Origin of the sequence: Vibrio gazogenes, from assembly GCF_023920225.1 — a bacterium.
Lineage (GTDB): Bacteria > Pseudomonadota > Gammaproteobacteria > Enterobacterales > Vibrionaceae > Vibrio > Vibrio gazogenes.
On the sequence record NZ_CP092587.1, the window covers coordinates 1,083,375 to 1,105,612 of the forward strand.

General features: G+C 48.2%; 22 protein-coding genes. 16 read left to right on the forward strand and 6 right to left on the reverse strand.

What is annotated here, in order from left to right:
• Positions 1-160: 160 nt before the first annotated feature.
• Positions 161-1,123 carry a transposase gene (locus MKS89_RS04990; RefSeq protein WP_077316260.1) on the reverse strand — a complete coding sequence of 321 codons (963 nt, stop codon included), beginning with the start codon at positions 1,121-1,123 and terminating at the stop codon, positions 161-163.
• Between the two features lie 406 nt (positions 1,124-1,529).
• Between MKS89_RS04990 and MKS89_RS04995 the strand changes: the two genes are divergently transcribed.
• The 8 genes from MKS89_RS04995 to MKS89_RS05030 are packed head-to-tail and all read left to right on the forward strand — an operon-like array spanning position 1,530 to position 7,582.
• Positions 1,530-1,949, forward strand: coding sequence for a nuclear transport factor 2 family protein (locus MKS89_RS04995; protein ID WP_072963739.1), 420 nt, complete (start codon positions 1,530-1,532; stop codon positions 1,947-1,949).
• Positions 1,946-2,686, forward strand: a complete 741-nt coding sequence (locus tag MKS89_RS05000) for an SDR family oxidoreductase (RefSeq protein ID WP_072963742.1) — start codon at positions 1,946-1,948, stop codon at positions 2,684-2,686. The genes MKS89_RS04995 and MKS89_RS05000 overlap by 4 nt, the downstream gene beginning before the upstream one ends.
• A complete protein-coding gene (locus MKS89_RS05005) occupies positions 2,683-3,960 on the forward strand; it encodes an NAD(P)/FAD-dependent oxidoreductase (protein WP_072963744.1) in 1,278 nt (425 codons plus the stop codon). Before MKS89_RS05000 ends, MKS89_RS05005 begins: the two co-directional genes overlap by 4 nt.
• Positions 3,960-4,733 carry a DUF1365 domain-containing protein gene (locus MKS89_RS05010; protein ID WP_072963747.1) on the forward strand — a complete coding sequence of 258 codons (774 nt, stop codon included), beginning with the start codon at positions 3,960-3,962 and terminating at the stop codon, positions 4,731-4,733. Before MKS89_RS05005 ends, MKS89_RS05010 begins: the two co-directional genes overlap by 1 nt.
• A gap of 15 nt (positions 4,734-4,748) precedes the next feature.
• The gene (locus MKS89_RS05015) at positions 4,749-6,023 is read left to right on the forward strand and encodes an SAM-dependent methyltransferase (RefSeq protein ID WP_072963749.1); all 1,275 of its coding nucleotides are present in this window, start codon (positions 4,749-4,751) and stop codon (positions 6,021-6,023) included.
• Positions 6,023-6,562 (forward strand): DUF2878 domain-containing protein, encoded by a 540-nt coding sequence (locus MKS89_RS05020; protein WP_072963751.1) that lies wholly within the window; start codon positions 6,023-6,025, stop codon positions 6,560-6,562. The genes MKS89_RS05015 and MKS89_RS05020 overlap by 1 nt, the downstream gene beginning before the upstream one ends.
• Complete coding sequence (locus MKS89_RS05025; protein WP_072963754.1) at positions 6,498-7,061, forward strand: chalcone isomerase family protein; 564 nt, start codon at positions 6,498-6,500, stop codon at positions 7,059-7,061. Before MKS89_RS05020 ends, MKS89_RS05025 begins: the two co-directional genes overlap by 65 nt.
• A complete protein-coding gene (locus MKS89_RS05030; RefSeq protein WP_072963757.1) occupies positions 7,058-7,582 on the forward strand; it encodes a DUF3833 domain-containing protein in 525 nt (174 codons plus the stop codon). Before MKS89_RS05025 ends, MKS89_RS05030 begins: the two co-directional genes overlap by 4 nt.
• 206 nt (positions 7,583-7,788) lie before the next feature.
• On the opposite strand, the gene MKS89_RS05035 is transcribed toward MKS89_RS05030, so the two are convergent.
• Complete coding sequence (locus tag MKS89_RS05035) at positions 7,789-9,246, reverse strand: formimidoylglutamate deiminase (RefSeq protein WP_072963760.1); 1,458 nt, start codon at positions 9,244-9,246, stop codon at positions 7,789-7,791.
• A 150-nt stretch (positions 9,247-9,396) separates the two neighbouring features.
• Here MKS89_RS05035 and hutC point away from each other — a divergent pair, with 150 nt between their 5' ends.
• The 6 genes from hutC (at position 9,397) to hutU (ending at position 16,811) form a co-directional block, all read left to right on the forward strand.
• Positions 9,397-10,158 carry a histidine utilization transcriptional repressor HutC gene (hutC, locus tag MKS89_RS05040; RefSeq protein WP_072963763.1) on the forward strand — a complete coding sequence of 254 codons (762 nt, stop codon included), beginning with the start codon at positions 9,397-9,399 and terminating at the stop codon, positions 10,156-10,158.
• A gap of 258 nt (positions 10,159-10,416) precedes the next feature.
• The gene (gene tnpA / locus MKS89_RS05045) at positions 10,417-10,878 is read left to right on the forward strand and encodes an IS200/IS605 family transposase (protein ID WP_252518336.1); all 462 of its coding nucleotides are present in this window, start codon (positions 10,417-10,419) and stop codon (positions 10,876-10,878) included.
• 259 nt (positions 10,879-11,137) lie between these two features.
• Entirely contained in the window at positions 11,138-12,688 is a 1,551-nt protein-coding gene (gene hutH, locus MKS89_RS05050; protein WP_072962448.1) for a histidine ammonia-lyase, read from the forward strand.
• The gene (gene hutI / locus MKS89_RS05055) at positions 12,681-13,913 is read left to right on the forward strand and encodes an imidazolonepropionase (protein WP_072962450.1); all 1,233 of its coding nucleotides are present in this window, start codon (positions 12,681-12,683) and stop codon (positions 13,911-13,913) included. Before hutH ends, hutI begins: the two co-directional genes overlap by 8 nt.
• Positions 13,897-14,760: an N-formylglutamate deformylase gene (gene hutG, locus MKS89_RS05060; RefSeq protein ID WP_205409074.1), complete on the forward strand. Its 864-nt coding sequence runs from the start codon at positions 13,897-13,899 to the stop codon at positions 14,758-14,760. Before hutI ends, hutG begins: the two co-directional genes overlap by 17 nt.
• 53 nt (positions 14,761-14,813) lie before the next feature.
• The gene (gene hutU / locus MKS89_RS05065; RefSeq protein WP_072962593.1) at positions 14,814-16,811 is read left to right on the forward strand and encodes a urocanate hydratase; all 1,998 of its coding nucleotides are present in this window, start codon (positions 14,814-14,816) and stop codon (positions 16,809-16,811) included.
• 90 nt (positions 16,812-16,901) lie between these two features.
• On the opposite strand, the gene yfbR is transcribed toward hutU, so the two are convergent.
• Positions 16,902-17,501 carry a 5'-deoxynucleotidase gene (yfbR, locus tag MKS89_RS05070; protein WP_072962451.1) on the reverse strand — a complete coding sequence of 200 codons (600 nt, stop codon included), beginning with the start codon at positions 17,499-17,501 and terminating at the stop codon, positions 16,902-16,904.
• Between the two features lie 35 nt (positions 17,502-17,536).
• Here yfbR and MKS89_RS05075 point away from each other — a divergent pair, with 35 nt between their 5' ends.
• Positions 17,537-17,728 carry a hypothetical protein gene (locus MKS89_RS05075; RefSeq protein WP_072962454.1) on the forward strand — a complete coding sequence of 64 codons (192 nt, stop codon included), beginning with the start codon at positions 17,537-17,539 and terminating at the stop codon, positions 17,726-17,728.
• On the opposite strand, the gene MKS89_RS05080 is transcribed toward MKS89_RS05075, so the two are convergent.
• Together MKS89_RS05080 and MKS89_RS05085 are read right to left on the reverse strand one after the other, a co-directional pair.
• Positions 17,725-19,356, reverse strand: a complete 1,632-nt coding sequence (locus MKS89_RS05080; protein ID WP_072962457.1) for a methyl-accepting chemotaxis protein — start codon at positions 19,354-19,356, stop codon at positions 17,725-17,727. The two genes, MKS89_RS05075 and MKS89_RS05080, sit on opposite strands and share 4 nt — an antisense overlap.
• A gap of 160 nt (positions 19,357-19,516) precedes the next feature.
• Positions 19,517-19,774 (reverse strand): hypothetical protein, encoded by a 258-nt coding sequence (locus tag MKS89_RS05085; protein WP_072962459.1) that lies wholly within the window; start codon positions 19,772-19,774, stop codon positions 19,517-19,519.
• A gap of 528 nt (positions 19,775-20,302) precedes the next feature.
• Between MKS89_RS05085 and MKS89_RS05090 the strand changes: the two genes are divergently transcribed.
• Entirely contained in the window at positions 20,303-20,539 is a 237-nt protein-coding gene (locus tag MKS89_RS05090) for a hypothetical protein (RefSeq protein WP_131814945.1), read from the forward strand.
• A gap of 108 nt (positions 20,540-20,647) precedes the next feature.
• Here the strand turns inward: MKS89_RS05090 and MKS89_RS05095 are convergent, their stop codons facing one another.
• The gene (locus MKS89_RS05095; protein WP_072962464.1) at positions 20,648-21,961 is read right to left on the reverse strand and encodes a right-handed parallel beta-helix repeat-containing protein; all 1,314 of its coding nucleotides are present in this window, start codon (positions 21,959-21,961) and stop codon (positions 20,648-20,650) included.
• Positions 21,962-22,238: the final 277 nt, after the last annotated feature.

A 22,238-nucleotide genomic window follows, 5' to 3' on the forward strand; every position in this document is an offset into this window, starting at 1 on the left:
GTTTGGTTCTTCAGTATCATTTAAGGGCTTTAAATGGATTTTTAATCGGCTTATCAAGCAGATAATCAGAGAAAGGGGAGGGGAATAATCTGTGAGTCACAGGTTTTATGGTATGACAAAACCTCAAGGACAGCGACGAAGGCTGAAAGTTTTGTATCGATTAAGAAATATGAAGGCCTATCATACGTTTGCGTTTGAGATGATGTTTAGCGAAGTTCAGACGTTCTGATGAACCAATCCAAAGTCGTGGCTCCTTTTCCAAAGCAGTGCAAAGGGCGAGACATTCCTGCTGAGGCAGAGATAGCCGTGTTAAAATATTTGGCAATTGAGGTGAAATATAGCCTTGTTTATCTGCTTTGATTTGTCGTCCGACCCAATCGACTAATTCAATATAATCTGTTAGCCGGAAAGGAATTACGTGCCTTTTCTCTTGATGTCCATATCCCATAAAATCAGCCAATTCAGGGACTTTCATTTTTCCTTGTTCAAGTGCAGTCAGCCGTTTTTTTAGTGCTGTATGCTCCGACTGTTCCGGTGTTTCAGCGACACCGGCCCGAACAGGGTTGAGGTCAACATAAGCCATCGCTGCCAGTAACGCTTTGTCATCAAGTAAAGCCTGAGATTTGAATCGACCTTCCCAGAATCGCCCGGTGCATTGGTCTTCTTGGTTAGCGAGCAGGGCAATGTCGTAGTTGATTTCTTTCATGAACCAGCTGAGCGAATAGAGTCGCTGGCGCCAAGTCTCAATGATTTGATCACACGCTTTGTACTCTGCTTTAGAGACCAAGTGACCGGACACAAAACGTTGAATTAGCGATGGCATCTGATGAGCGGTACACCATCGTTCAATGACTTCGTGTGGCGAAAGAGACTGGGCTGTTTGTTTATCAATAAAGGCGACCAGATGATAGTGATTACTCATCACCGCATAGGCACAGATCCGGATGCAATAAATAGAAGACAGTGACAGAATCCTAGATTCAACCCATTCACGGCGATGTTCATACGATTGACCGTTATAGTTGTCGTATCCACATAGAAATGAGCGACGGACACAACGAGAAACGCAGTGATAATACGGTGTCACTTCAGGACAGATGAGTTGTGAACGGGCAGTTGTCATGGGTTGATTTTAGGTGATGAGAGATGAGGCAATCGTGAAGGAAGGTGTGAACAAAAAGAAGCTCTGAACCGAACTATTTCGAGTGAATGCAAATTTATATTTGATCGGTTATGCAAAATTTCACTGAAATGGAGAGGGTGATTTGGGTGTGTGTCCCCATGACCCCCACCATCCCCAACAAGTTTAAAGCGTGTGTCCTCGTAAGCTCCCAAACTTTCACCTGAGCCTCTATAGGTGTGTGTCCCCCATAGACCAGACCTCCCCCATAGACCATTCAACCTCATATGTGTAAACCTTTCTTACAAAAGTTGTACAAGAAAAAATTTGTACAACTTTTTGAATTGCACTATCTTAGATTAAGAAGTTATACGGAAATTTCTCTTGTACAACAAATAGAGGTCAGTTCATGGATGTCCAAACCGTTGCGCTGTTCTATGCTCAGCTCAACAAACATAACTTAGATACACTGAACGATATTTATCACGATGAGATTGTATTTGAAGATGCGGCTCATCGTATTGAAGGGGTGACCTCCCTCTCCGACTATTTCATTAACCTCTATCAAAATGTTGAACGCTGCAACTTTACGATTCATGAACAGCACCCGACTGACAATGGTGGGTTCTTGATTTGGACCATGCATTTGCAGCATCCGAAGCTCCGTCAAGGTCAACTGGTGAATGTCCGGGGCGTGACGCATCTACGCTTTCAAGATGGCAAAGTCATTTATCACCGTGATTACTTTGACTTGGGGGAAATGCTGTATGAACAGCTGCCAATCCTTGGTCGTGTGGTTCGCTGGATTAAGCGGAGGTTGGGGCAATGAGTGGCGTACTAATCACTGGTGCGACGTCCGGTATCGGTAAGCAGTTAGCACAAGATTATGCACGGCAGGGGTTGCAAGTGCTTGCTTGCGGCAGAAATGAGGCAGTGTTGAACGAGCTCTGCGAGGTGAGTACTTCGATTATCCCACTGCGGTTTGATTTGACTGATTTTGAGCAGACTCTTGCGGTGCTAAGTGAACTGCCATTTATACCCACTCTGTGGATCTTAAATGCCGGAGGTTGTGAATATATCGATGATGGTGTGATGGATGCACAACTCATGGCGCGAGTGATGCAGATTAATGTACTCGGGGTGGCCAATACCATTGAGGCGATTCAGCCGTATTTAAAATCGGGACATCGTGTAGCCATTGTCGGTTCGATAGCCAGTGAGCTGGCGCTCCCCCGAGCAGAGGCTTACGGGTCATCCAAAGCTGCAGTTGGATATCTGGTGAGAGCGTTACGGCTGTCCTGGGCCAGCAAAGGCATTGATGTAACTTGCGTGTTTCCCGGGTTTGTTGCCACACCACTGACTGAGAAGAATACCTTTGAGATGCCGATGATGATTTCGGTAGAAAGTGCATCTCAGGCGATTCGGTGCGGGCTAGCGAAAGGCGTAGCAAATCTCTATTTTCCGGCTCGTTTTACTTGGATGATCCGTTTGTTGGGGATGTTGCCCTATCGTTGGCAATATCAGCTCGTCAGTCGGTTTTTTGCACCGAAAAGGACCAGACAATGAAGATCGCGATTATAGGTACGGGAATTTCAGGACTCACGTGTGGTTATTACTTGCATCAGCAGCATGACATCACGCTGTTTGAGGCGAACGATTATATTGGCGGTCATACTGCGACGGTAGACGTCAATATGAACGGTCAGCCCTACGCAGTCGATACCGGATTTATTGTTTATAATGACCGTACATATCCTCATTTCATACGCATGATGAACGAAATCGGTGTCAAAGGGCTTCCGACTCAGATGAGTTTCAGTGTGCGTAATGACGCCAATGGACTTGAATATAACGGTCACACGTTAACGACATTATTTGCGCAAAAGCGGAATTTACTTAAGCCGAATTTTTATCGGTTTATCAGCGAAATTCTGCGTTTCAACAAGCTTGCAAAAGCAGCGGCAGACACTCCCCACCAGCACTTACAAACCCTTGGGCAGTTCCTGGTCCATCATCGTTTCTCCGATTATTTCTGTCAGAATTACATCTTGCCGATGGGGGCTGCAATTTGGTCATCTTCTTTAGCGGACATGCGCGCATTTCCGCTGATGTTTTTTCTGCGGTTTTTCATTAATCACGGTCTGTTGGATGTTACGGACAGACCCCAATGGTATGTGATTGAAGGGGGATCTCGTGCCTATATTGAGCCACTGACCAAAGGCTATGCCGAACGGATTCGTCTCAGAACACCGGTCAAACAGGTAAGACGCAGTCCATTTGGCGTCGATATTGCAACCGAAAGTGGTATCGAGAGATTTGATGAGGTTATTTTTGCCTGTCACAGCGATCAGACACTTGGCATGCTTGAAGATGTCAGTCAGTGTGAAATATCAGTGTTATCCTCCATGGCATATCAGGCGAACGAAGTCGTCCTGCATACCGATACAAGTCTACTGCCCAAACGACCGGCGGCTTGGGCGGCCTGGAATTACTGGTTGCATGGTCATGATGGTGAGGAGATAAAACTCCCGTCACTGACCTACAATATGAATATCTTGCAACACATCGATAGTGAAACAACGTTTTGTGTCACGCTCAACAGCACTGAACATATCGACCCGGACAAAATTCTGCGTCGCTTCGTATATCACCATCCGGTATTTACGGAATCATCAATTCGGGCGCAGCAACGTAAATCAGAGATCAGTGGCGTCAATCATACTTGGTTTTGTGGCGCATACTGGCACAACGGATTCCATGAAGATGGGGTAAGAAGTGCTCTCGATGTGATCACTCAATTGCAATCGCAGGCGGTCAACAGAGACAAGGGTGTCGCATAATGACCAAAACAACGAGTGTTACACGCAGTGCATTGATGGTCGGCCATGTTCGTCACCGTCGCTTCACACCGGTTGCGCATTCGATTCATTCACCACTCTTTATGCCGTGTATCGATTTGGATGAATGGCCCGAGCTCCGACAACAGGTTTGGGGACTGGGTGAACGCTGGTGGCACTGGGCGCGTTTTCGTCGTGCCGATTATCTGGGGGACGGCGATTTGAAAACAGCCGTTCAGGATAAAGTGTTGAAGCTTACGGGGGAGCAAGTATGCGGCAAAGTGCTAGCTGTGGTGCACCTGCGTTATCTGGGGCTCTATTTCAGTCCGGTTAATTTCTACTATCTTTATGATCAGCAAGGCCGCTGGCGTTATCTGCTCGCGGAGGTGAGCAATACACCTTGGAACGAACGACATTATTATGCGGTTCCGGCTGAATCTGGTGAACAGGGTGAAAACTGGACACACGCCAAAGCATTTCACGTGTCACCATTTAATCCTGTGGAACAGCAGTATCGATGGAAACTGAAACCGCTATCTGATGCCCTGATGGTGCACTTGGCGTGTCATCGGGATAGCAAAGAATTTGATGCCACACTGGCGTTAAAAGCACAACCTTTTACCTCAAGAAGTTTGCTTAAATTGTTGATTCGGACACCGATCATGACGGTTAAGGTCGTCACAGGGATTTATTGGCATGCACTGAAACTATGGCTCAAAGGTACACCATTTTATTCACACCCCAAATCCCGCCGACATGAGACAGATAAAAAATAATTAGGAGAACGCGCAATGTTCAATTCGCCTTCATTAGAGATGCCTCAATCACTGACGTCGTGGCAGCAAGGTGCCCGAACCATGGTGCTGAAATCCCTCCGCCTGATAAAAATTGGCAGCCTGATATTGGAAGAAAATTTTGCAGGACAGTCGGGTATTTTTAACCAGAATGTTTCGAACCAAGGCACGATGGAACAATTTGGGTTTGCACATGACGATCAGCCACAGGCCCATATTCGGGTCAATCATCCTGATTTTTATGCCAGCGTGCTGAAAGGCGGTAGCATTGCAGCAGCAGAAGCATATATGGATGGTTGGTGGGACTCTCCCAATCTGACGGCTGTGACTGAACTGATGGCGCGTAACTTAAATGCACTGGATCAGTTGGAAGCACAAAGCAGCGTGCTTGTCCGAGCGATGAATAAAGTGAGTCATTGGTTGAAGCGCAACTCGATTGGACGTGCCAAGCAAAACATCGAAGCCCACTACGATTTGGGTAATGACTTGTATCAGACATTTCTTGACCAACGGATGCTCTACTCTAGTGCGCTCTACCTCAACACTAACGATTCACTGGAACAGGCACAAATGCAGAAAATGGATCGTTTGTGCCAGCAATTGCAACTGACAGCCAATGATCACGTGATTGAAATTGGTACTGGGTGGGGGGCGATGGCGATTTATATGGCGCAACATTACGGATGCCGAGTCACGACCACCACGATATCGGAACAGCAGTATGCGTATGCGCAGGCCGAGATTCAGCGTTTGGGGCTTGGTGAGCTGATTACCTTACTTAAACAAGATTACCGCTTGCTTGACGGGCAGTTTGATAAACTGGTGTCGATCGAAATGATTGAAGCGGTCGGGAAATCCTATCTGCCATCTTATATTGCAAAATGTCAGTCGCTGCTCAAACCCGGCGGACGGATGGCGATTCAGGCGATAACCATTGCCGATCAGCGTTTTGACGACTACAGCAACAACGTGGATTTCATTCAGAAATATATCTTCCCCGGTGGATTTTTGCCCTCGATTACCGTCCTGACCCAAATGGCGACGCAGCATACGGATTTCATCGTCCGTGATATGTTTGACCTAGGGCTCGACTACGCCCAGACACTGGCTGACTGGCGTCATCGTTTTGAAGCGTCCTTGAACAAAGTGAAGTCACTGGGTTACGACGAACGCTTTGTCCGCATGTGGCGTTATTATCTGTGTTACTGCGAAGGCGGCTTTAAAGCGCGCACCATCAGCACCATTCATATGACGCTACAGCGGGCACTGTGATGCATCGCTTCCTGCTGATTTCATTGTGGTTTGAAGCACTCTGGCTACTCGCCGTATTAGGACAGGCGCGTTTGCAGTGGCTTACCATTGGCTTGGTAACGGTCACCATGGCGTACACCGCGTTACGATTCCCCTTGGTGCTCGGACGCATCATGACGGTGGCAGCCATCGGCATTACGCTCGATTATGTCAACCTCCATGTCGGGCTGTTTTCTTTTACCACATCCTCTCTGCCGATCTGGCTGATCGGGTTATGGTTTGCCTTTGCTTGGTTTGCCAGCTTCGCTATTCCGGTTTTCAGCCATCTACCGTCTTTACTCGTTTTTAGCGCAACAGCTTTGGGCGGCGCATTGAGTTATTGGGCGGGGTATCGTTTTGGCGCCGTGCAATTTGCATGGTCTGTAGAAGGGGCGGTGTTCGCTTTGTTCTTGGAATGGTTCGGACTATCTTTGCTATTGATGAAGGTGTTTAGAAATGCTAACCCCACGTTTAACCGCAACACTGCATCTGACCGTGATCCTCTGGACCGCCACCGTTAACGGTGCTGAAGAGAAGGAGAAGTCATCAGCATCATGGGCCGACTGGCCGGTTATCGGTCAGGCAACTTTATCTTGGTTGTGGTTCGATATTTATTCATCACAGCTTCGTACACCGGACGGCCACTACGCGCAAGTCCCGAATGATGTAACACCGCATCCCGTGGCGTTAGAGATTCGCTACTTGCGTGATATCAGCAGCAAAGATTTGCTTGAGGAGACACAAGCCCAGTGGGAGAGATTGGGCTATGACACGGTGCAAACCAACGCATGGTTAACGTTGCTGGCCGAAATAATGCCCAGCGTTAACACGGGTGAGCGTTTGGTCTATGTCTCTGATGGTCGTACCGGGCAGCTGTATTACCTCAATCAGCAGGGGCAACAACGTTTACTTGGCAAAGTGGAAAATCAACAGATGAATGACGCATTTTTGTCAATTTGGCTGTCACCGAAAGCCGAATATCCGAAACTTCGTAATCAACTCATAGGAATAAAACAATGAGACATATATTGAACGTGTTATCGCTGGTCATGTTGATGCTCATTGCCGGTTGTTCAGCCGATTTAAAAGCGTACCAAGCCAGCCAACCTGCTTTTGATCTGTTTGGTTATTTTCAGGGAGAAACGCATGCATGGGGCATGGTACAGGATTATAGCGGCAAGCAGACCCGCCGCTTTGAGGTCAAAATTAAAGGGACAGTCACCGGTGACACACTGACTTTGGTCGAAGATTTTGTGTTTGATGATGGTGAAAAGAATCAGCGTATCTGGACGATTACCCGCAGCGTTGACGGACATTATCAAGGGCGAGCCGACGATATTATCGGCGTTGCGACAGGGCAGGAGATGGGGAATGCATTACAGTGGCAATATGATTTTCTGCTCAAAACGGACGATAGTGAAATCACGGTTTCCTTCGATGATTGGCTGTTCCGCCAGGACGAAAAACATCTGTTTAATGTCACCAGCATTCGCAAGTTTGGTTTGGAAGTCGGGCGCATCACGCTATTCTTTGTCAAATAACATATTCTTTGTTAAATAACAGTGTCGCGAAGTAATCGCTTCGAAAAGTCATATCTCTGACAAGTCATCTCAGCCGTTCATTCAATCTTACACCAAGATAATGCGTTGTTGCCGCGGGTTATCTTGGTGTGTGTCCTCGTCACTTGCTCATGATTTTTCGTGATTGAAAAGGCGTGTGTCCCCGTAATTTTTCTTCCCTGTAATTTTTAATCAATCACCTGTTTGATGACATCGGCAAACTGACCGCGGCTGCTGTCTTCTAACTCGTGGTGGCCGTCTTGAATACACGGTTTCCCCGCGACAAAAACATCTTTAATCAGATTGTCATGGCAGGCAAATAACCAACGATTGATGAGGTCGGTTGTCTGACTTGCCATCAACAGTGGATGGGTCGCGTCCAGCACCATAAAGTCGGCACGACATCCAACCGCAAGCCCCAATTGGATACCGCAAGCTTGATTGCCACCGTGTAATGCCTGCGTATAGAGGTGATCACCGACGGAGGTTTGTGACTGGTTGTAGAGACGGTTACGTTGTTGGTCACGGAGTCGCTGACTATATTCCAGCAGGCGTAACTCTTCGGTCGCGGACAGACAGACATGACTGTCGGAGCCAATACTCCATCGTCCGCCGGCTTGGGTAAACGCTACCCCGGGAAAGATACCGTCACCTAGATTGGCTTCCGTGCTTGGACACAAGCCGGCCACGGCACCGCTGGCAGCGATCATCTGAATTTCGTTATGATTGAGGTGAGTGGCATGAATCAGACACCAGCGTTCGTTCAGGCCGACATGATTGTGCAGCCACTCAACCGGCCGCTGTTGGCTCCAGTTGAGGCAATCATTGACCTCTTTCTGCTGTTCAGCAATGTGGATGTGGATTGGCTGTCCGTGATCCAATTCCGTTAATACCTCTTGGATCTGTTGCTGGCTGACCGCCCGTAGTGAATGAAAACAGATCCCAAGTCGGTGGCGGTTATTGGCGTGTGTCCTCGTAAGCTCGGCGTGTGTCCTTGTAAAATTAGCGGTGTGTGTCCCCGTAAGCGCTTTCGCAAGTTGGTGGTGTAGTTGCAGATAACTGTCTGATGAATGAATGAAACGCGCCTGTCCTTGATGTGGCGGTTGAGCGCCAAAACCCGCATAGCTGTATAGTGCCGGAAGCAGGGTCATACCGATCCCCGTGCGATCAGCAGCATTCAGGAGTTGGTGAGCCATTTCGGCCGGATCGCTGTAAGGCTGACCGGCTGCATCATGGTGGAGGTAGTGAAACTCACCGACCTGTGTATATCCGGCTTTGAGCATATCAATGTATAACTGCGTGGCGATGACGTGAACCTGTTGTGGGGAGAGTCGGCCGACAATCTTGTACATTAAATCGCGCCAACTCCAGAAGCTGTCATTTGGATTGAGGCTGATTTCCGCCATGCCCGCCATGACACGCTGAAAAGCATGTGAATGAACATTCGCCAGTGTCGGCAGAACCGGGCCTTGCAGGCGTTGCACATCATCCGGTGGTATCGCCTCTGTCGTAATCTGTGCAAAGTTGCCATTGACGATTTCAAACAGCACATTGTGTTGCCAGCCAGTCGGCAGCCATGCCTGTTCGGCAAAAATAAAAGAGCGGTCTTGTCGGGTTTCTGAGTGGGTTCCTGAGTGGATAGTCATCGCGTCTGTCCTCGTCACTGATGCTCATGAGTCTAGCAGAATTCATCTTGTCTATACAAGTGGCATCCTTGTCTATGCCTGTCCTATTAAGCGGTTCATTTTTCCGCTATAATCCGGTCTTTATGATGTCAGTGGATAGCTGTAAATAAGATGGAAAATTCAACCACCCAGATGATGTGCCACCTGTCTCAATTGATCGATGATGCACCCGGTCCGATTTATGCCAAAGTCAAACAAGCGATTTGTCGTCAGATAGACACGGGAGAATGGCAACCGGATCAAAGAGTCCCGTCTGAGTCAGAGATGGTGAAAGCTTTAAGTGTCAGTCGCATGACCATCAATCGTGCGCTGCGGGAACTGACAGATGAAGGGGTTTTGATTCGTCAACAGGGGGTCGGTACTTTTGTCGCGAGAAAGAAATCTCATTCGGCATTGTTTGAAGTGCACAATATTGCCGATGAGATAGCCAGTCGTGGTCATCACCACCACGCAGAGCTGGTTGACATCACATTGGCAAAAGCGACGATGGAAGAAGCGATGAACCTTGGGGTCCGTACCAATCACCGTATCTTCCGTGCCACGATTCTCCATTTCGAGAATGATCTGCCGATTCAAATCGAGTATCGCGTGGTCAATGCGGCACTGGCGCCTGATTATGATCAGCAGGATTTTCAGCACAATGGTGCCTACCATTATCTGATGAAGGTGGCCCCGATGACGGAAGGCGAGCATCTGGTTGAAGCGGTGCTTGCCTCCCCGGCAGAATGTGCATTACTCAACATTGACGCCTCGGAGCCGTGTTTACAAATCAAACGTCGCACATGGTGTCGGGAGCAACTCGTCACCAATGCTCGCCTGATTTCTCCGGGGTCGAGATTCCAATTATTCGGTCACTTCGAGCAATCATATTGAGCCAGTTTTGCCAGACGGGAAGGCGTTTGTTGATGATTGGCTGATTCAATGAGCGGTTGATTCATCCAAATCAGATCCGGTAAGCGAAGCAAGGGGGAAAGCCGCCTTGCTTTTTTGTATAGAGAAAACCCCCAGCTAGGCTGGGGGTTCCGTAAAGCTTACAGCTATAAGTCAGTTATATAACCCCTTTCAATTTGATAAAAACGTCTTGTGGTCTGGCAACTACAAGAGTTAATTAAGAATTGAAAGGGGGTCCCAATGGGGGACGAAAAGAGCTTAGCGCACACGCGCTGGAACTGTAAATACCACATAGTCTTTGCACCGAAATATAGAAGGCAAGTGTTCTACGGAGAAAAACGTAGAGCAATAGGTGAAATATTGAGGAAACTATGTGAATGGAAAAATGTGAACATTCTTGAAGCGGAATGTTGCGCGGATCATATCCACATGCTTTTAGAAATACCGCCCAAAATGAGTGTTTCAGGGTTTATGGGGTATTTGAAAGGTAAAAGTAGCCTAATGCTTTATGAACGATTCGGGGATTTGAAGTTTAAATATAGAAATCGAGAATTTTGGTGCCGAGGTTATTATGTAGATACGGTAGGTAAGAATACGAGCAAGATACAAAATTACATCAAGCACCAACTAGAGCAGGATAAAATGGGAGAGCAATTGTCGATTCCGTATTCAGGTAGCCCGTTTACGGGCCGCAGGGACTAGTCATATGCAAATGTCAGATCACTACGCGCCTGCTAGGGCGCTGCCAGTAGGAGAGCCTTATAGGCGCATATGAAAAACCACCGGCTATGCCGGTGGATACTTTTTTTTATGTGTTTTTTTGTGATGACGTTTGTGAAGAAAAACTTGCGCTGATTACGGTTTACTTTTATTGTTTTGTTAACTTGTATAGACATGTAATGTCATGATAAGCCGATATAGGCATCAGACTTGAAGCGTACGTGACGGAGAACATAAGCTCATGCCCGAATTAACATTACACCCCGGACAACTCACGCTCAGTGAGTTACGTCAAATCAGCCGAGAGCCGATCAAAATCTCACTCGACAGACAGGCCATTGCCGCCATTCATGCCAGTACCGAGGTGGTCAATCGAGTGATTGTCGAAGACCAAGCGGTTTACGGGATTAATACTGGGTTTGGTTTATTAGCCAATACCCGGATTGCTGCGGAAGATTTAGATGAATTGCAGCGTAGTATTGTGCTGTCTCATGCTGCCGGGATTGGTGAATTCATGAATGATGCCACTGTCCGATTGATGATGGTGCTCAAAGTGAATAGCCTTGCCCGCGGCTATTCCGGTATTCGTCTTGCAGTGATTGAAGCGATGATCGCCTTGATTAACAAAGAAATATATCCCTGCGTACCACAAAAAGGCTCGGTCGGTGCATCGGGTGATTTGGCCCCCCTTGCGCATATGAGTGCGGTGCTGCTCGGTGAAGGACAGGCGCGTTATAAAGGAGAAGTTATTTCTGGTCAGGCAGCACTGGCGATTGCTGGGATGGAACCGATCCAATTAGCACCGAAAGAAGGGCTCGCCTTACTGAATGGTACTCAGGCATCAACTGCTTTTGCGCTCGAAGGGCTGTTTGCCGCCGAAGATCTCTATGCCTCCGCGATTGTCTGTGGTGCGCTTTCTGTTGAAGCCGCACTGGGCAGTCGTCGTCCGTTTGATGAGCGAATTCATGCCGTCCGCGGCCATCAGGGTCAGATGGATGCCGCTGCGGCTTATCGTCATCTGCTGACGGAACAGAGTGAACTGGGAGAATCCCATTCCAATTGTGAAAAAGTGCAAGACCCGTATTCACTGCGCTGCCAGCCTCAGGTGATGGGCGCATGTTTGACCCAGATCCGCCATGCCGCAAGCACACTGATTGTTGAGGCCAATGCGGTCTCGGATAACCCGTTGGTATTTGCTGAGCAAGGCGATATCGTTTCCGGGGGGAACTTCCATGCCGAACCGGTGGCTTTTGCGGCAGATAATCTGGCACTTGCCATCGCTGAAATCGGCAGTCTGTCAGAGCGACGGATGGCACTGTTGATCGATAGCCATCTGAGTAAGTTACCGCCATTTTTGGTCGAAAACGGTGGCGTCAACTCAGGGTTCATGATTGCGCAAGTGACTTCGGCAGCGCTCGCCAGTGAGAATAAAACGTTTGCTCACCCGGCATCGGTCGATAGTCTGCCGACGTCTGCGAATCAGGAAGATCATGTGTCCATGGCGACATTTGCCGCCCGACGACTCAAAGATATGGCGGAGAATACGCGCGGGATTCTGGCGGTTGAAATTCTGGCCGCTGTACAAGGTTTAGACTTCCGGTCGCCGTTGAAATCAACCGAGCGGCTGGAGCAAGCCCGTGCCGACCTGCGTGCGCGAGTCCCTTTCTACGATAAAGACCGCTATTTCGCTGCGGATATCGAGAAAGCCAACGGACTGCTGACGGAAGCCGTTCATAATGAATTGATGCCGACTGGTTTACTGCCAAGTGTGACAAGGGAGTATCATGAATAAACGGCTGAATTTTGATTCACTGTGGTATGGCTGTGATGCAGCAACCATGGTGAATGGTCAATACAGTGTGATTGAAGATGCTGCAATTGGCGTACACGACGGGCGAATCGCGTGGATAGGTCCCCAAGCGGAACTCCCTGCCTGTGATGCGCAGCAACAACATGATTTTCATGGTGGTTGGGTCACGCCCGGTTTAGTCGATTGTCACACGCATTTGGTGTTCGGTGGCAATCGGGCCCATGAGTTTGAGCAACGGCTCAACGGCATGAGTTATCAAGCGATTGCCCAGCGTGGCGGCGGGATTGCAGCCTCGGTTCAGGCGACGCGCCAAGAGACCCCCGATCAATTGCTGGCTTCTGCGGCTCGGCGGCTGAAATCTCTGATGTGTGATGGGGTGACGACGCTGGAAATTAAATCCGGTTATGGCCTTTCAACAGAACATGAAGCGAAGATGCTGGAAGTGGCGCATCGGCTGGCTGAACAGTATCCGGTTGATATTCGGACCACATGTCTGGCTGCTCACGCGGTGCCGCCGGAATATCAAGGTCATACCGATGCCTATATAGATTATCTCTGTGATGAACTGTTGCCGGAAATCGCCCAACGTGAGTTGGCCGATGCCGTGGATGCCTTTTGTGAAACCATTGCATTTAGCCCGGCACAGGTGGAACGTTATTTTCGTACGGCTCAGTCTTTCGGGATGCCGGTGAAACTCCATGCGGAGCAATTATCCTCGCTGGGTGGCGCCACTCTGGCAGCCCGTTTTCAGGCGCTTTCAGCGGATCATCTGGAGTTTATGACTGAAACGGATGTTGCAGCAATGCGTGAGTCCGGCACGGTTGCCGTGTTGTTACCGGGCGCCTATTTCACCCTCAAAGAAACCCAACGTCCGCCCGTCGATCTGTTACGTCGCTATCAGGTGCCAATGGCGGTTGCAACGGACATCAATCCGGGTACGTCTCCGGTACTTTCACTACGTCTGATGATGAATATGGCTTGTACGCTCTTTGGTCTGACGCCCGAAGAAACGTTAGCTGCCACAACTATTCATGCCGCTCAAGCATTGGGTTTAGCCGAGAGCCACGGGCAACTGAGTGTCGGGAAAGTCGCTGATTTTGTTTGTTGGGATGTGGCAAGCCCGGGTGAGCTTAGTTACTGGCTGGGCGGTGATTTACTGAAAACACGAGTCAAAAGGGGAGTGATCAGTCATGTGGATGCCAATTGATCAGCCATTTCATTTTCGACCAGGGCAGAGTCCGCTCTTGGTCAGTATGCCTCATTGCGGAACGGCACTCCTGCCGGGGATGGATGCCCGACTGACCGATGCGGCCAAAGCACTGCCGGATACCGACTGGCATTTACCGGCGCTGTATGATTTCTTGGCCGAGATGGATGTCAGTGTCATTCAAGCCCACTATTCTCGGTACGTCGTCGATCTCAATCGTCCGGGCGATGATAAACCCTTGTATACCAGTAAAACCACCGGATTATTCCCCGACATCTTATTCTCGGGTGCGCCCGTATTTATCGATGGTGGGTTTGATGAGGCGACGAAAGCGCGTATCAAAGCCGAAATCTGGCAGCCTTATCATCAAAAAATCAGCGAGACGTTAGCGCAGATTCGTGACCGACACGGCTACGCAATCCTGTTCGATGCACACAGTATTGCCGCGCAGGTGCCGATGCTGTTTGACGGGACGTTGCCTGACTTTAATTTCGGAAATAACAATGGCCCTGCCTGTGACGCAACCATGCTGGAAAACCTAGCTGAGTTGGTACAACACAGCCCGTATACCCATGTGTGTAATGGTCGTTTCAAAGGGGGATACATCACCCGTCATTACGGGCAGCCTTCAGCGCAGATTCACGCAGTTCAACTGGAGCTCTCTCAAGCGACTTACCTTGTTGACGCCTCTCAGACGCATCATTCTCAAAGCGATGCATCAGACGCTCAACCGGAGCAGACAATATACCGACTGGATCCGGCCAAACAGCAGCGTGTCGGGCCTCTGTTACAGCAGTTGATTCAATCACTGTTAGCGCATGGTCACCCCACGGATGAAGTCAGATAAGGATTGAGGCAGGGTAAACATATTGAGGCAGGGTAAACATGAAGGTAAATGATATGACATTTAAAGCGATGATTTTAGAAGGGATTCCTGCAACTTTACCACCCAAGCGCGAGCGCAATGAAAACCTCAGCCATGCACCGAAAAGGAAAGCGATCCTGAGCCGTGAAGAAAAAATCCTCGCGGTCAGGAACGCACTTCGTTATTTCGACAAGCAACATCACGCCGAACTGGCTGCGGAGTTTTATGCAGAGCTGGAGACCTATGGCCGAATTTATATGTATCGGCTGATGCCGGATTACCCGATTACTGCACGTTCGATTGATGCATTTCCACATCAGTCGAAGCAGGCTGCGGCGATTATGCTGATGTTGAGTAACAACCTTGATGAAGCCGTCGCCCAGCATCCGCAGGAACTGATTACCTATGGCGGTAATGGTGCGGTGTTCTCCAACTGGGCTCAGTATCGTTTGACGATGAAATATCTGGCAGAAATGACCGATGAACAGACACTGGTGCTCTATTCCGGTCATCCGATGGGGTTGTATCCGTCCCATCCCAATGCACCGAGGGTCGTCGTGAGCAACGGCATGATGATCCCCAATTATTCAAAGCCGGATGATTGGGAGAAGTTCAATGCCTTAGGTGTGACTCAATACGGACAAATGACGGCGGGCTCGTTTATGTATATCGGTCCGCAAGGGATTGTGCATGGCACCACCATCACGGTGATGAATGCGGTCAGAATGAAACGCGATCGGGATTCGAGCACGCTACCGCTGTTCGTGACTTCCGGCTTGGGAGGCATGAGTGGGGCTCAACCCAAGGCTGCTGTGATTGCGCACACCATTGGGGTCGTTGCTGAAATCAATCCGAAAGCGGCCTATAAGCGTCATGAACAAGGGTGGGTGGATGAAGTTTATCCGGATTTAGACAAACTGATTGAACGGATCAAGCAGGCCCAAGTCGATAATCAGCCCGTTTCATTGGCCTATCTGGGGAATATTGTTGATTTGTGGGAGCGACTGGCTACAGAGGATATCCACATCGACTTAGGGTCGGATCAAACGTCACTGCACAATCCATGGGCGGGCGGTTATTATCCGGTCGGTTACACCTTTGAAGCATCCAATGCGATGATGGCCAGTGACCCTGAGCAGTTCAGAGCGGCGGTGCAGGCAACATTGAAGCGCCATGTGGCGGCGATCAATCAATTAACCGCGAAAGGTATGTATTTCTTCGATTACGGCAATGCATTTCTGTTGGAAGCGAGTCGGGCAGGCGCTGATATTCTTAAAGCAGACGGCTCGTTTAAGTATCCTTCCTATGTTGAAGATATTATGGGGCCGATGTGTTTTGATTATGGATTCGGTCCTTTCCGCTGGGTCTGTGCTTCATCGGATCCCCGTGATCTGGCGGTAACAGACCGGATTGCCGCAGAGATTCTGGAAGAGATGCACCAGCAGGCACCGGCAGACATTCGTCAGCAGATAGCCGATAACCTGTCATGGATTCGGCAGGCGGAACAGAACAACCTTGTGGTCGGTTCGCAAGCCCGGATTTTATATGCGGATGCCGAAGGGCGAATGCGTATTGCCGCAGCCTTTAATCAGGCTGTAAAACGTGGGGACATCTCTGCACCTGTCATTCTTGGCCGCGATCATCATGATGTATCCGGTACGGATTCGCCGTATCGGGAAACGTCCAACATTTACGATGGGTCTCGTTTCACTGCGGATATGGCGATTCACAATGTCATCGGTGATGCTTTCCGGGGAGCGACTTGGGTCAGTATTCATAACGGTGGTGGTGTCGGTTGGGGTGAAGTGATCAATGGTGGATTCGGGATGGTACTGGATGGCTCTGACGAGTGCGATACCCGGCTGAAATCAATGCTGCACTGGGATGTTAACAATGGTATTTCTCGCAGAAGCTGGGCAAGAAATGAAGGTGCGCGTTTTGCCATTCAACGGGCGATGGCACTTGAACCGCGGCTGAGAGTGACGATACCGGAAATCGCAGATGATGCATTATTGAATACGGTGGTGAAGTAACACCACCTTCACATCCGGACCGAACAGAAAGCGCCGCAGTTGCAGCGCTTTCTGATCACAATGACGATCCCCTGAGCAAAATGAGAGGATTCAGCCTGAAATTTTATCGAAAGTGGTGGTACAGCTATCGCAGAAAACATCCATAAATACTGCCACTTCGGGCATGGTTGCGGTGAGTTTTTCAATCGTTCCGTCGAGCCCTTCTTTCACATGTACGAACTCATCGTTGTTAAAGCGTAACTCATTCAAAGTTTTGATATAAGCCGCGAGAATATCCGCAGCTTTGACGATGGCTTTATACTCAGCATCGACATATTTTTGTACCAGTAAACCGGTGAACTCATCACGCAGGTCTTCCGGCAGGGTATCCAAACACTCTTGCTCAGCTATATCCTCAAGTTTTTTAAAGGCTGCGGTAAATTCCGGGCTATGGTACTTGGTCTTGGAATTGATATCCTGCAGCTTGGTTTCAGAGATCTCATGATAAATTGCAATCACTGCCGCTCTTTCCGGATTCAGTTTGCCGCCGAAGCGTTTATTTTTAATCACCGTCAGCAAATGCGCGATGACAGCGACCTGATGTGAATGCTCGGAGACATTCTCTTCCTGAAAACAGTGCATCAGTGCCCAACGTTTGATCAGCGGCATCCGCGTGACCCATGCCATGAACGTACTTGGTTTTTTCTTCACTGGATTATCCTTTACAACTGAGGAGATACGGGGCGATGAACAAATATCATCACATATCGGCTATGGTACATGATTTGGGGGTGGTGCGTCTCACTGTTTGGGGGACGGTCAGAGATGTGATTAAATTGATTGAGTTTGAGTGCACCAAACCACCGCATTGTAGCGGTGGTTATTCAAAGTCTGACGATCAGTTTTTAACTTTAACCAGTGTCGAGCAATGGCTTTAGTTAAGCTGAAAGCGTGAAGAAACCTCACTTAAGCTCTGACTGGTGGATTTTAGATCCTCACTGAGTTTTTCAGTGTCGTGGACACTCCGGTAAATATCCTGAGACATTTGGTGAATCTCATTGATGCTGTGAGCCAGTTCTCTCGCCACATCCACTTGTTGCTCGGTTGCCGCGGCAATCATGTGACTCATACCATCGATGGTTGTTGCAGAGGTCATGACATGGCCAATACTTTCTTGGCTGCTGCGGGCTTTTTCGAGCCCTGATTGCATCTGAGTTTGGCTAATTTCCATGGTGTTCACGGCTTGATCGGCATGGTTTTGAATGACATTAATAGTTTTATTGATCTCATCGATAGAGTCTTGTGTTTTTTGCGCTAAGGAACGAATCTCGTTGGCAACCACAGCGAAACCCCGTCCGGCTTCACCTGCCCGGGCAGCTTCGATAGCGGCATTGAGTGCTAATAAATTGGTTTGCTCTGTAATATTGCGAATAACTTGAGAAATCATCTCAATGCCTGCACTGTCATTTTTCAGCGCTTGAGTCACGACAGATGCTTCAGAAATGGCGCCGGAAAGCGATTCTGTTTGGTTGAGCGATGTTTGGATCACCTCTTTGCTGTTGATCGCATGGTCTTTGACGTCTGCTGCACTTTGCGCGGCTGTCACCGTATGCTGAGCCACTTCGGCAAAGCTCGTTTGTAATTGCGACATCGCTGATGCAACCGTGCTGATCTCGCTTTTCTGTTGATCGAGACGCATTGTGGTATTCGCCATTCTTTCCAACATGATTTGGCTGGCATTCTCAACTGTCTGAGTATTTTGCTGCACACCCTCAGCCAATCGATAGATACCTTGTTGCATTTGGTCAAATGAATGAGCTGCGCGTCCTAATTCATCGTCAGCGAATTGTGTTAATGTTAAGCGAGTGCGCAAGTCCCCTTTTTCTACCGTATTCATTTGCTCAATCAGCACTTTCAATGGCTTATTGACCTTGCGCGTCAGTAAGACGCCGAAAACGACCAAAAACAGGAGCAAGATTGTTCCAACGATGGCCTCAACCACAATCGCACGTTCCATTGCTCTGGATTCTTCTTCTTTCATCTTTATGCCTTGCGCTAATAACTGCTGTTGTAAGTCACTCAGTGAATCGACAATGGTGTTAAAAGGCGCGAGCATCGGGCCTAGCATTTCTGCACGTGCTTTATCTATCTCTCCTTGGTCGATCAACGAAAGGTAGTGGTTTTGCATGTCACGATAAGCATTAATGCGGTTTTGTGCCGTTTTCATAAAGGATTTCATTTCTGCTGTATCTGCCACGGCACTAAAACGTTGCAACGATGCCGCGACTTTACGGTTGTTTTCATTGATGGTTTTTTGAATGTCCGCGTGAGCTCTTGCGCTGGTGGTTAGCCCGTAATCCAAGGCGAAACGACGGTAGGTGACCGTGTAGAAGCGCAAATCCGAAAGTACGGATTGCACCTGTAAGTTATGAGTGACCAGTGTATTGAAGTGATCGCGAACATTACTGATGACGACAATCAGGTAGATACCTACGGCAAATACCATGGTGATGGCGATGCCAAAGCCCCATTGCATGGCTCTGGCAATTGATATTCTTGATAACATGCCTATTTCTCCTCATAGACGGATAATGGAGGCGATTATCAAGAATTTGCTTTAATAAGTAAAACGGATTGTATAAATAATATTAATAGTTTCTGTCTATTGATGGTAGGGTGTGTGTCCTTGTAAGGTAGTTTTTGATCAAGCTGGAGCGTCCCAAACCTCAATTCAACATTTTACCTTTCCAGCCTCCGGCGCCGAAATATGACGCACAATGATGTTTTTTGATTTCAGCGGCAGCGGTGCTCTGTGCGCCAGTCACTCTTGCCAAGATGCAAGAGTGACCAGAAAATCTTGTTTGTTTGGCTTGGATGCATGTTGTCCAGAACCGGCTTTTACAGGCGTCCTGCCCGGAAAAGCCTAACCATTCTCCCGGAATGGTTTTCTTGGTTGGGTGGTTGATTTGAATGGGGTGAAACACTGAATCAATGAAGCCAAATTGATCGATGATCTCAGGGGGGAAAATTCAGGACGAATTTTCAGGATTGCTTGAGCAGGATGCGAATCAATCCGACCCTGATTACGTGCGCTGAACTCAAACCCTAGGCATTTTTGGGTACTTTTTCGGCCGTGAAAAAGTATCTGGGGCGCAGACGACCATATTGAGGGCATTGATCAAGCCGGAGCGTCCCAAACCTCAATTCAACATTTTACCTTTCCAGCCTCCGGCGCCGAAATATGACGCACAATGATGTTTCTTGATTTCAGCGGCAGTGGTGCTCTGTGCGCCAGTCACTCTTGCCAAGATGCAAGAGTGACCAGAAAATCTTGTTTGTTTGGCTTAGGGGCATGTTGTCCAGAACCGGCTTTTACAGGCGTCCTGCCCGTAAAAGCCTAACCATTCACCCGGAATGGTTTTCTTGGTTGGGTGGTTGATTTGAATGGGGTGAAACATTGAAACACTGAATCAATGAAGCCAAATTGATCGATGATCTCAGGGGGAAAAATCATGGACGATTTTTCAGGATTGCCTGAGCAGGATGCGAATCAATTCGACCCTGATTACGTGTGCCGAACTCAAACCCTAGGCATTTTGGGGTACTTTTTCGGCCGTGAAAAAGTACCTGGGGCGCAGACGAGCATATTGAGGGCATTGATCAAGCCGGAGCGTCCCAAACTTCAATTCAACATTTTACCTTTCCAGTCTTCGGCGCCGAAAGGGATGACAAGGTGTGTGTCCTTGTAAGGATATCCGGCGCCGAAAGGGATGACAGGGTGTGTGTCCTTGTAAGAATATGCTGACAGGAACCACAAAATGCAGCACTCAGGCTGCATTTTGTGGTTAGTCGAAAATTCAGTAATCAGACTCAAACGCTCCTAAATCAGGTGCGACGCCTTTATAACCATCACCGGCATAGATACCGGCATCAATTAAATCACTGCCTTGTTTCAGCAGGGCGTATTTGATTCTCGGGAGGGAACCATCCGCTTGACGCGGGTACATCAATTCACGTTCATCGAGACGACGAAAATCTTTTGATGTGATCGTAACGGGTAAGTTGAAATAGTTGTAGATCATATCGTTTTGGTTGCTGTTACCCAGATTGATGACTTCGTTGTGACCATCAAATCCTAAGTTATTCCGCATGTAATGTCCGTAGCCTTTCACATCGGTTCTGTTGTCATCAAGCGTCGATAACATATTGTAGTTTGCGCTTTGGTTACGAATCGCAGTGTTGTTGATCCAGTTCTGACCACCGATATGGTGATTGGCGTAAAAACCGGCAGAGCGGTTACGTACCGCTAAGTTGTAGCGAATGGTGTGGCGTGGAATGACACTGGGTGTTGCACTGCCGTTGCGGCCATAACCGCCTGCTTTGAAACCATTCCCATCACCCAATCTGGTGAAGTCTTGGCCATAACCATTGTAAAAAGCCCAACTATATTCAATGGTGACTGCCGCATCAGCATTGATGAGATCAAAACCGTCGTCACTATTAAACCAAGCACGTGAATGACTGATGACATTCCCGGTATAGGATGATGAAGTTGGGTGTACCCCAAAACCATCGACGTTACCATCCGAGTAATGGTTTAACCCACGGTTGTTGTATGCATCGACATTGAGGACGTAGTTGTTACTGCCGGCAACCAAGTACCAGCCAATGGCCATACCATCATGAATCGCTAAGTTCTCAAAGCGATTACCATTGCCTTTGTTGATCATAAATGCTTCGGATTGAGTGTGATGATCATCAATCGTGACCTGTACACCAACCACATCAAAGCCTTTAAATACGCAGTTATCCGCCCGGACCATAAAGGCCGTATTGCGATAATTAGCCGGTTTGACATTCGAGAAGTCGAAGACGGGTCGCTCGGAACCATAGTTAATATAGCGAATATTGTCTTTGGTGATATTGTTGACGATTGCGCGAACACTTTGGTGTTGGGTGATATTCGAATTGTTTAAATAATAAGTACCGCCTCGGATATAGACAGTATCACCGGCTGAAGCCGCCGCTTGTGCTGCCATAATGGTTTTTAATGGGGAAGAGAGTGTGCCGGCATGACTGTCGGAACCGTAAGGGGCAATATATAGGTTTTTAGCAAAACCCAGATGGCTTACGAGCATAAGCATCGATAGCGAGATGATTTTGAATTTCATAATTGATCCATGTGTTATTTGTTTCATATATAAAATATACGTATTAATCAATAAGATCGATCAATTAAGAAACGATGTTTCACTTTTCTGAATCATGGTCACTGTTGTGTCAAAATTAACGAACAACAGTGATATGAAGATAAAAATAGCGGTCTTAATCTGTTTCTGAAAACCCAGATCGTGCAGAAATTAGAATCGTCGCCCTGATTCACTGTTATTGAGCGCTCTACTATCTACTATACGATAATCGGTATGTAAGGTTTGATATCGACTTATT

What these genes read in the sequence shown, in the direction of transcription:
- MKS89_RS04990 (WP_077316260.1), bottom strand. Translation starts at nt 1,123, where the DNA reads ATGACAACTGCCCGTTCACAACTCATCTGTCCTGAAGTGACACCGTAT.
- MKS89_RS04995 (WP_072963739.1), top strand. Translation starts at nt 1,530, where the DNA reads ATGGATGTCCAAACCGTTGCGCTGTTCTATGCTCAGCTCAACAAACAT.
- MKS89_RS05000 (WP_072963742.1), top strand. Translation starts at nt 1,946, where the DNA reads ATGAGTGGCGTACTAATCACTGGTGCGACGTCCGGTATCGGTAAGCAG.
- MKS89_RS05005 (WP_072963744.1), top strand. Translation starts at nt 2,683, where the DNA reads ATGAAGATCGCGATTATAGGTACGGGAATTTCAGGACTCACGTGTGGT.
- MKS89_RS05010 (WP_072963747.1), top strand. Translation starts at nt 3,960, where the DNA reads ATGACCAAAACAACGAGTGTTACACGCAGTGCATTGATGGTCGGCCAT.
- MKS89_RS05015 (WP_072963749.1), top strand. Translation starts at nt 4,749, where the DNA reads ATGTTCAATTCGCCTTCATTAGAGATGCCTCAATCACTGACGTCGTGG.
- MKS89_RS05020 (WP_072963751.1), top strand. Translation starts at nt 6,023, where the DNA reads ATGCATCGCTTCCTGCTGATTTCATTGTGGTTTGAAGCACTCTGGCTA.
- MKS89_RS05025 (WP_072963754.1), top strand. Translation starts at nt 6,498, where the DNA reads ATGCTAACCCCACGTTTAACCGCAACACTGCATCTGACCGTGATCCTC.
- MKS89_RS05030 (WP_072963757.1), top strand. Translation starts at nt 7,058, where the DNA reads ATGAGACATATATTGAACGTGTTATCGCTGGTCATGTTGATGCTCATT.
- MKS89_RS05035 (WP_072963760.1), bottom strand. Translation starts at nt 9,246, where the DNA reads ATGACTATCCACTCAGGAACCCACTCAGAAACCCGACAAGACCGCTCT.
- hutC (WP_072963763.1), top strand. Translation starts at nt 9,397, where the DNA reads ATGGAAAATTCAACCACCCAGATGATGTGCCACCTGTCTCAATTGATC.
- tnpA (WP_252518336.1), top strand. Translation starts at nt 10,417, where the DNA reads ATGGGGGACGAAAAGAGCTTAGCGCACACGCGCTGGAACTGTAAATAC.
- hutH (WP_072962448.1), top strand. Translation starts at nt 11,138, where the DNA reads ATGCCCGAATTAACATTACACCCCGGACAACTCACGCTCAGTGAGTTA.
- hutI (WP_072962450.1), top strand. Translation starts at nt 12,681, where the DNA reads ATGAATAAACGGCTGAATTTTGATTCACTGTGGTATGGCTGTGATGCA.
- hutG (WP_205409074.1), top strand. Translation starts at nt 13,897, where the DNA reads ATGTGGATGCCAATTGATCAGCCATTTCATTTTCGACCAGGGCAGAGT.
- hutU (WP_072962593.1), top strand. Translation starts at nt 14,814, where the DNA reads ATGACATTTAAAGCGATGATTTTAGAAGGGATTCCTGCAACTTTACCA.
- MKS89_RS05075 (WP_072962454.1), top strand. Translation starts at nt 17,537, where the DNA reads ATGAACAAATATCATCACATATCGGCTATGGTACATGATTTGGGGGTG.
- MKS89_RS05080 (WP_072962457.1), bottom strand. Translation starts at nt 19,356, where the DNA reads ATGTTATCAAGAATATCAATTGCCAGAGCCATGCAATGGGGCTTTGGC.
- MKS89_RS05090 (WP_131814945.1), top strand. Translation starts at nt 20,303, where the DNA reads ATGGACGATTTTTCAGGATTGCCTGAGCAGGATGCGAATCAATTCGAC.
- MKS89_RS05095 (WP_072962464.1), bottom strand. Translation starts at nt 21,961, where the DNA reads ATGAAATTCAAAATCATCTCGCTATCGATGCTTATGCTCGTAAGCCAT.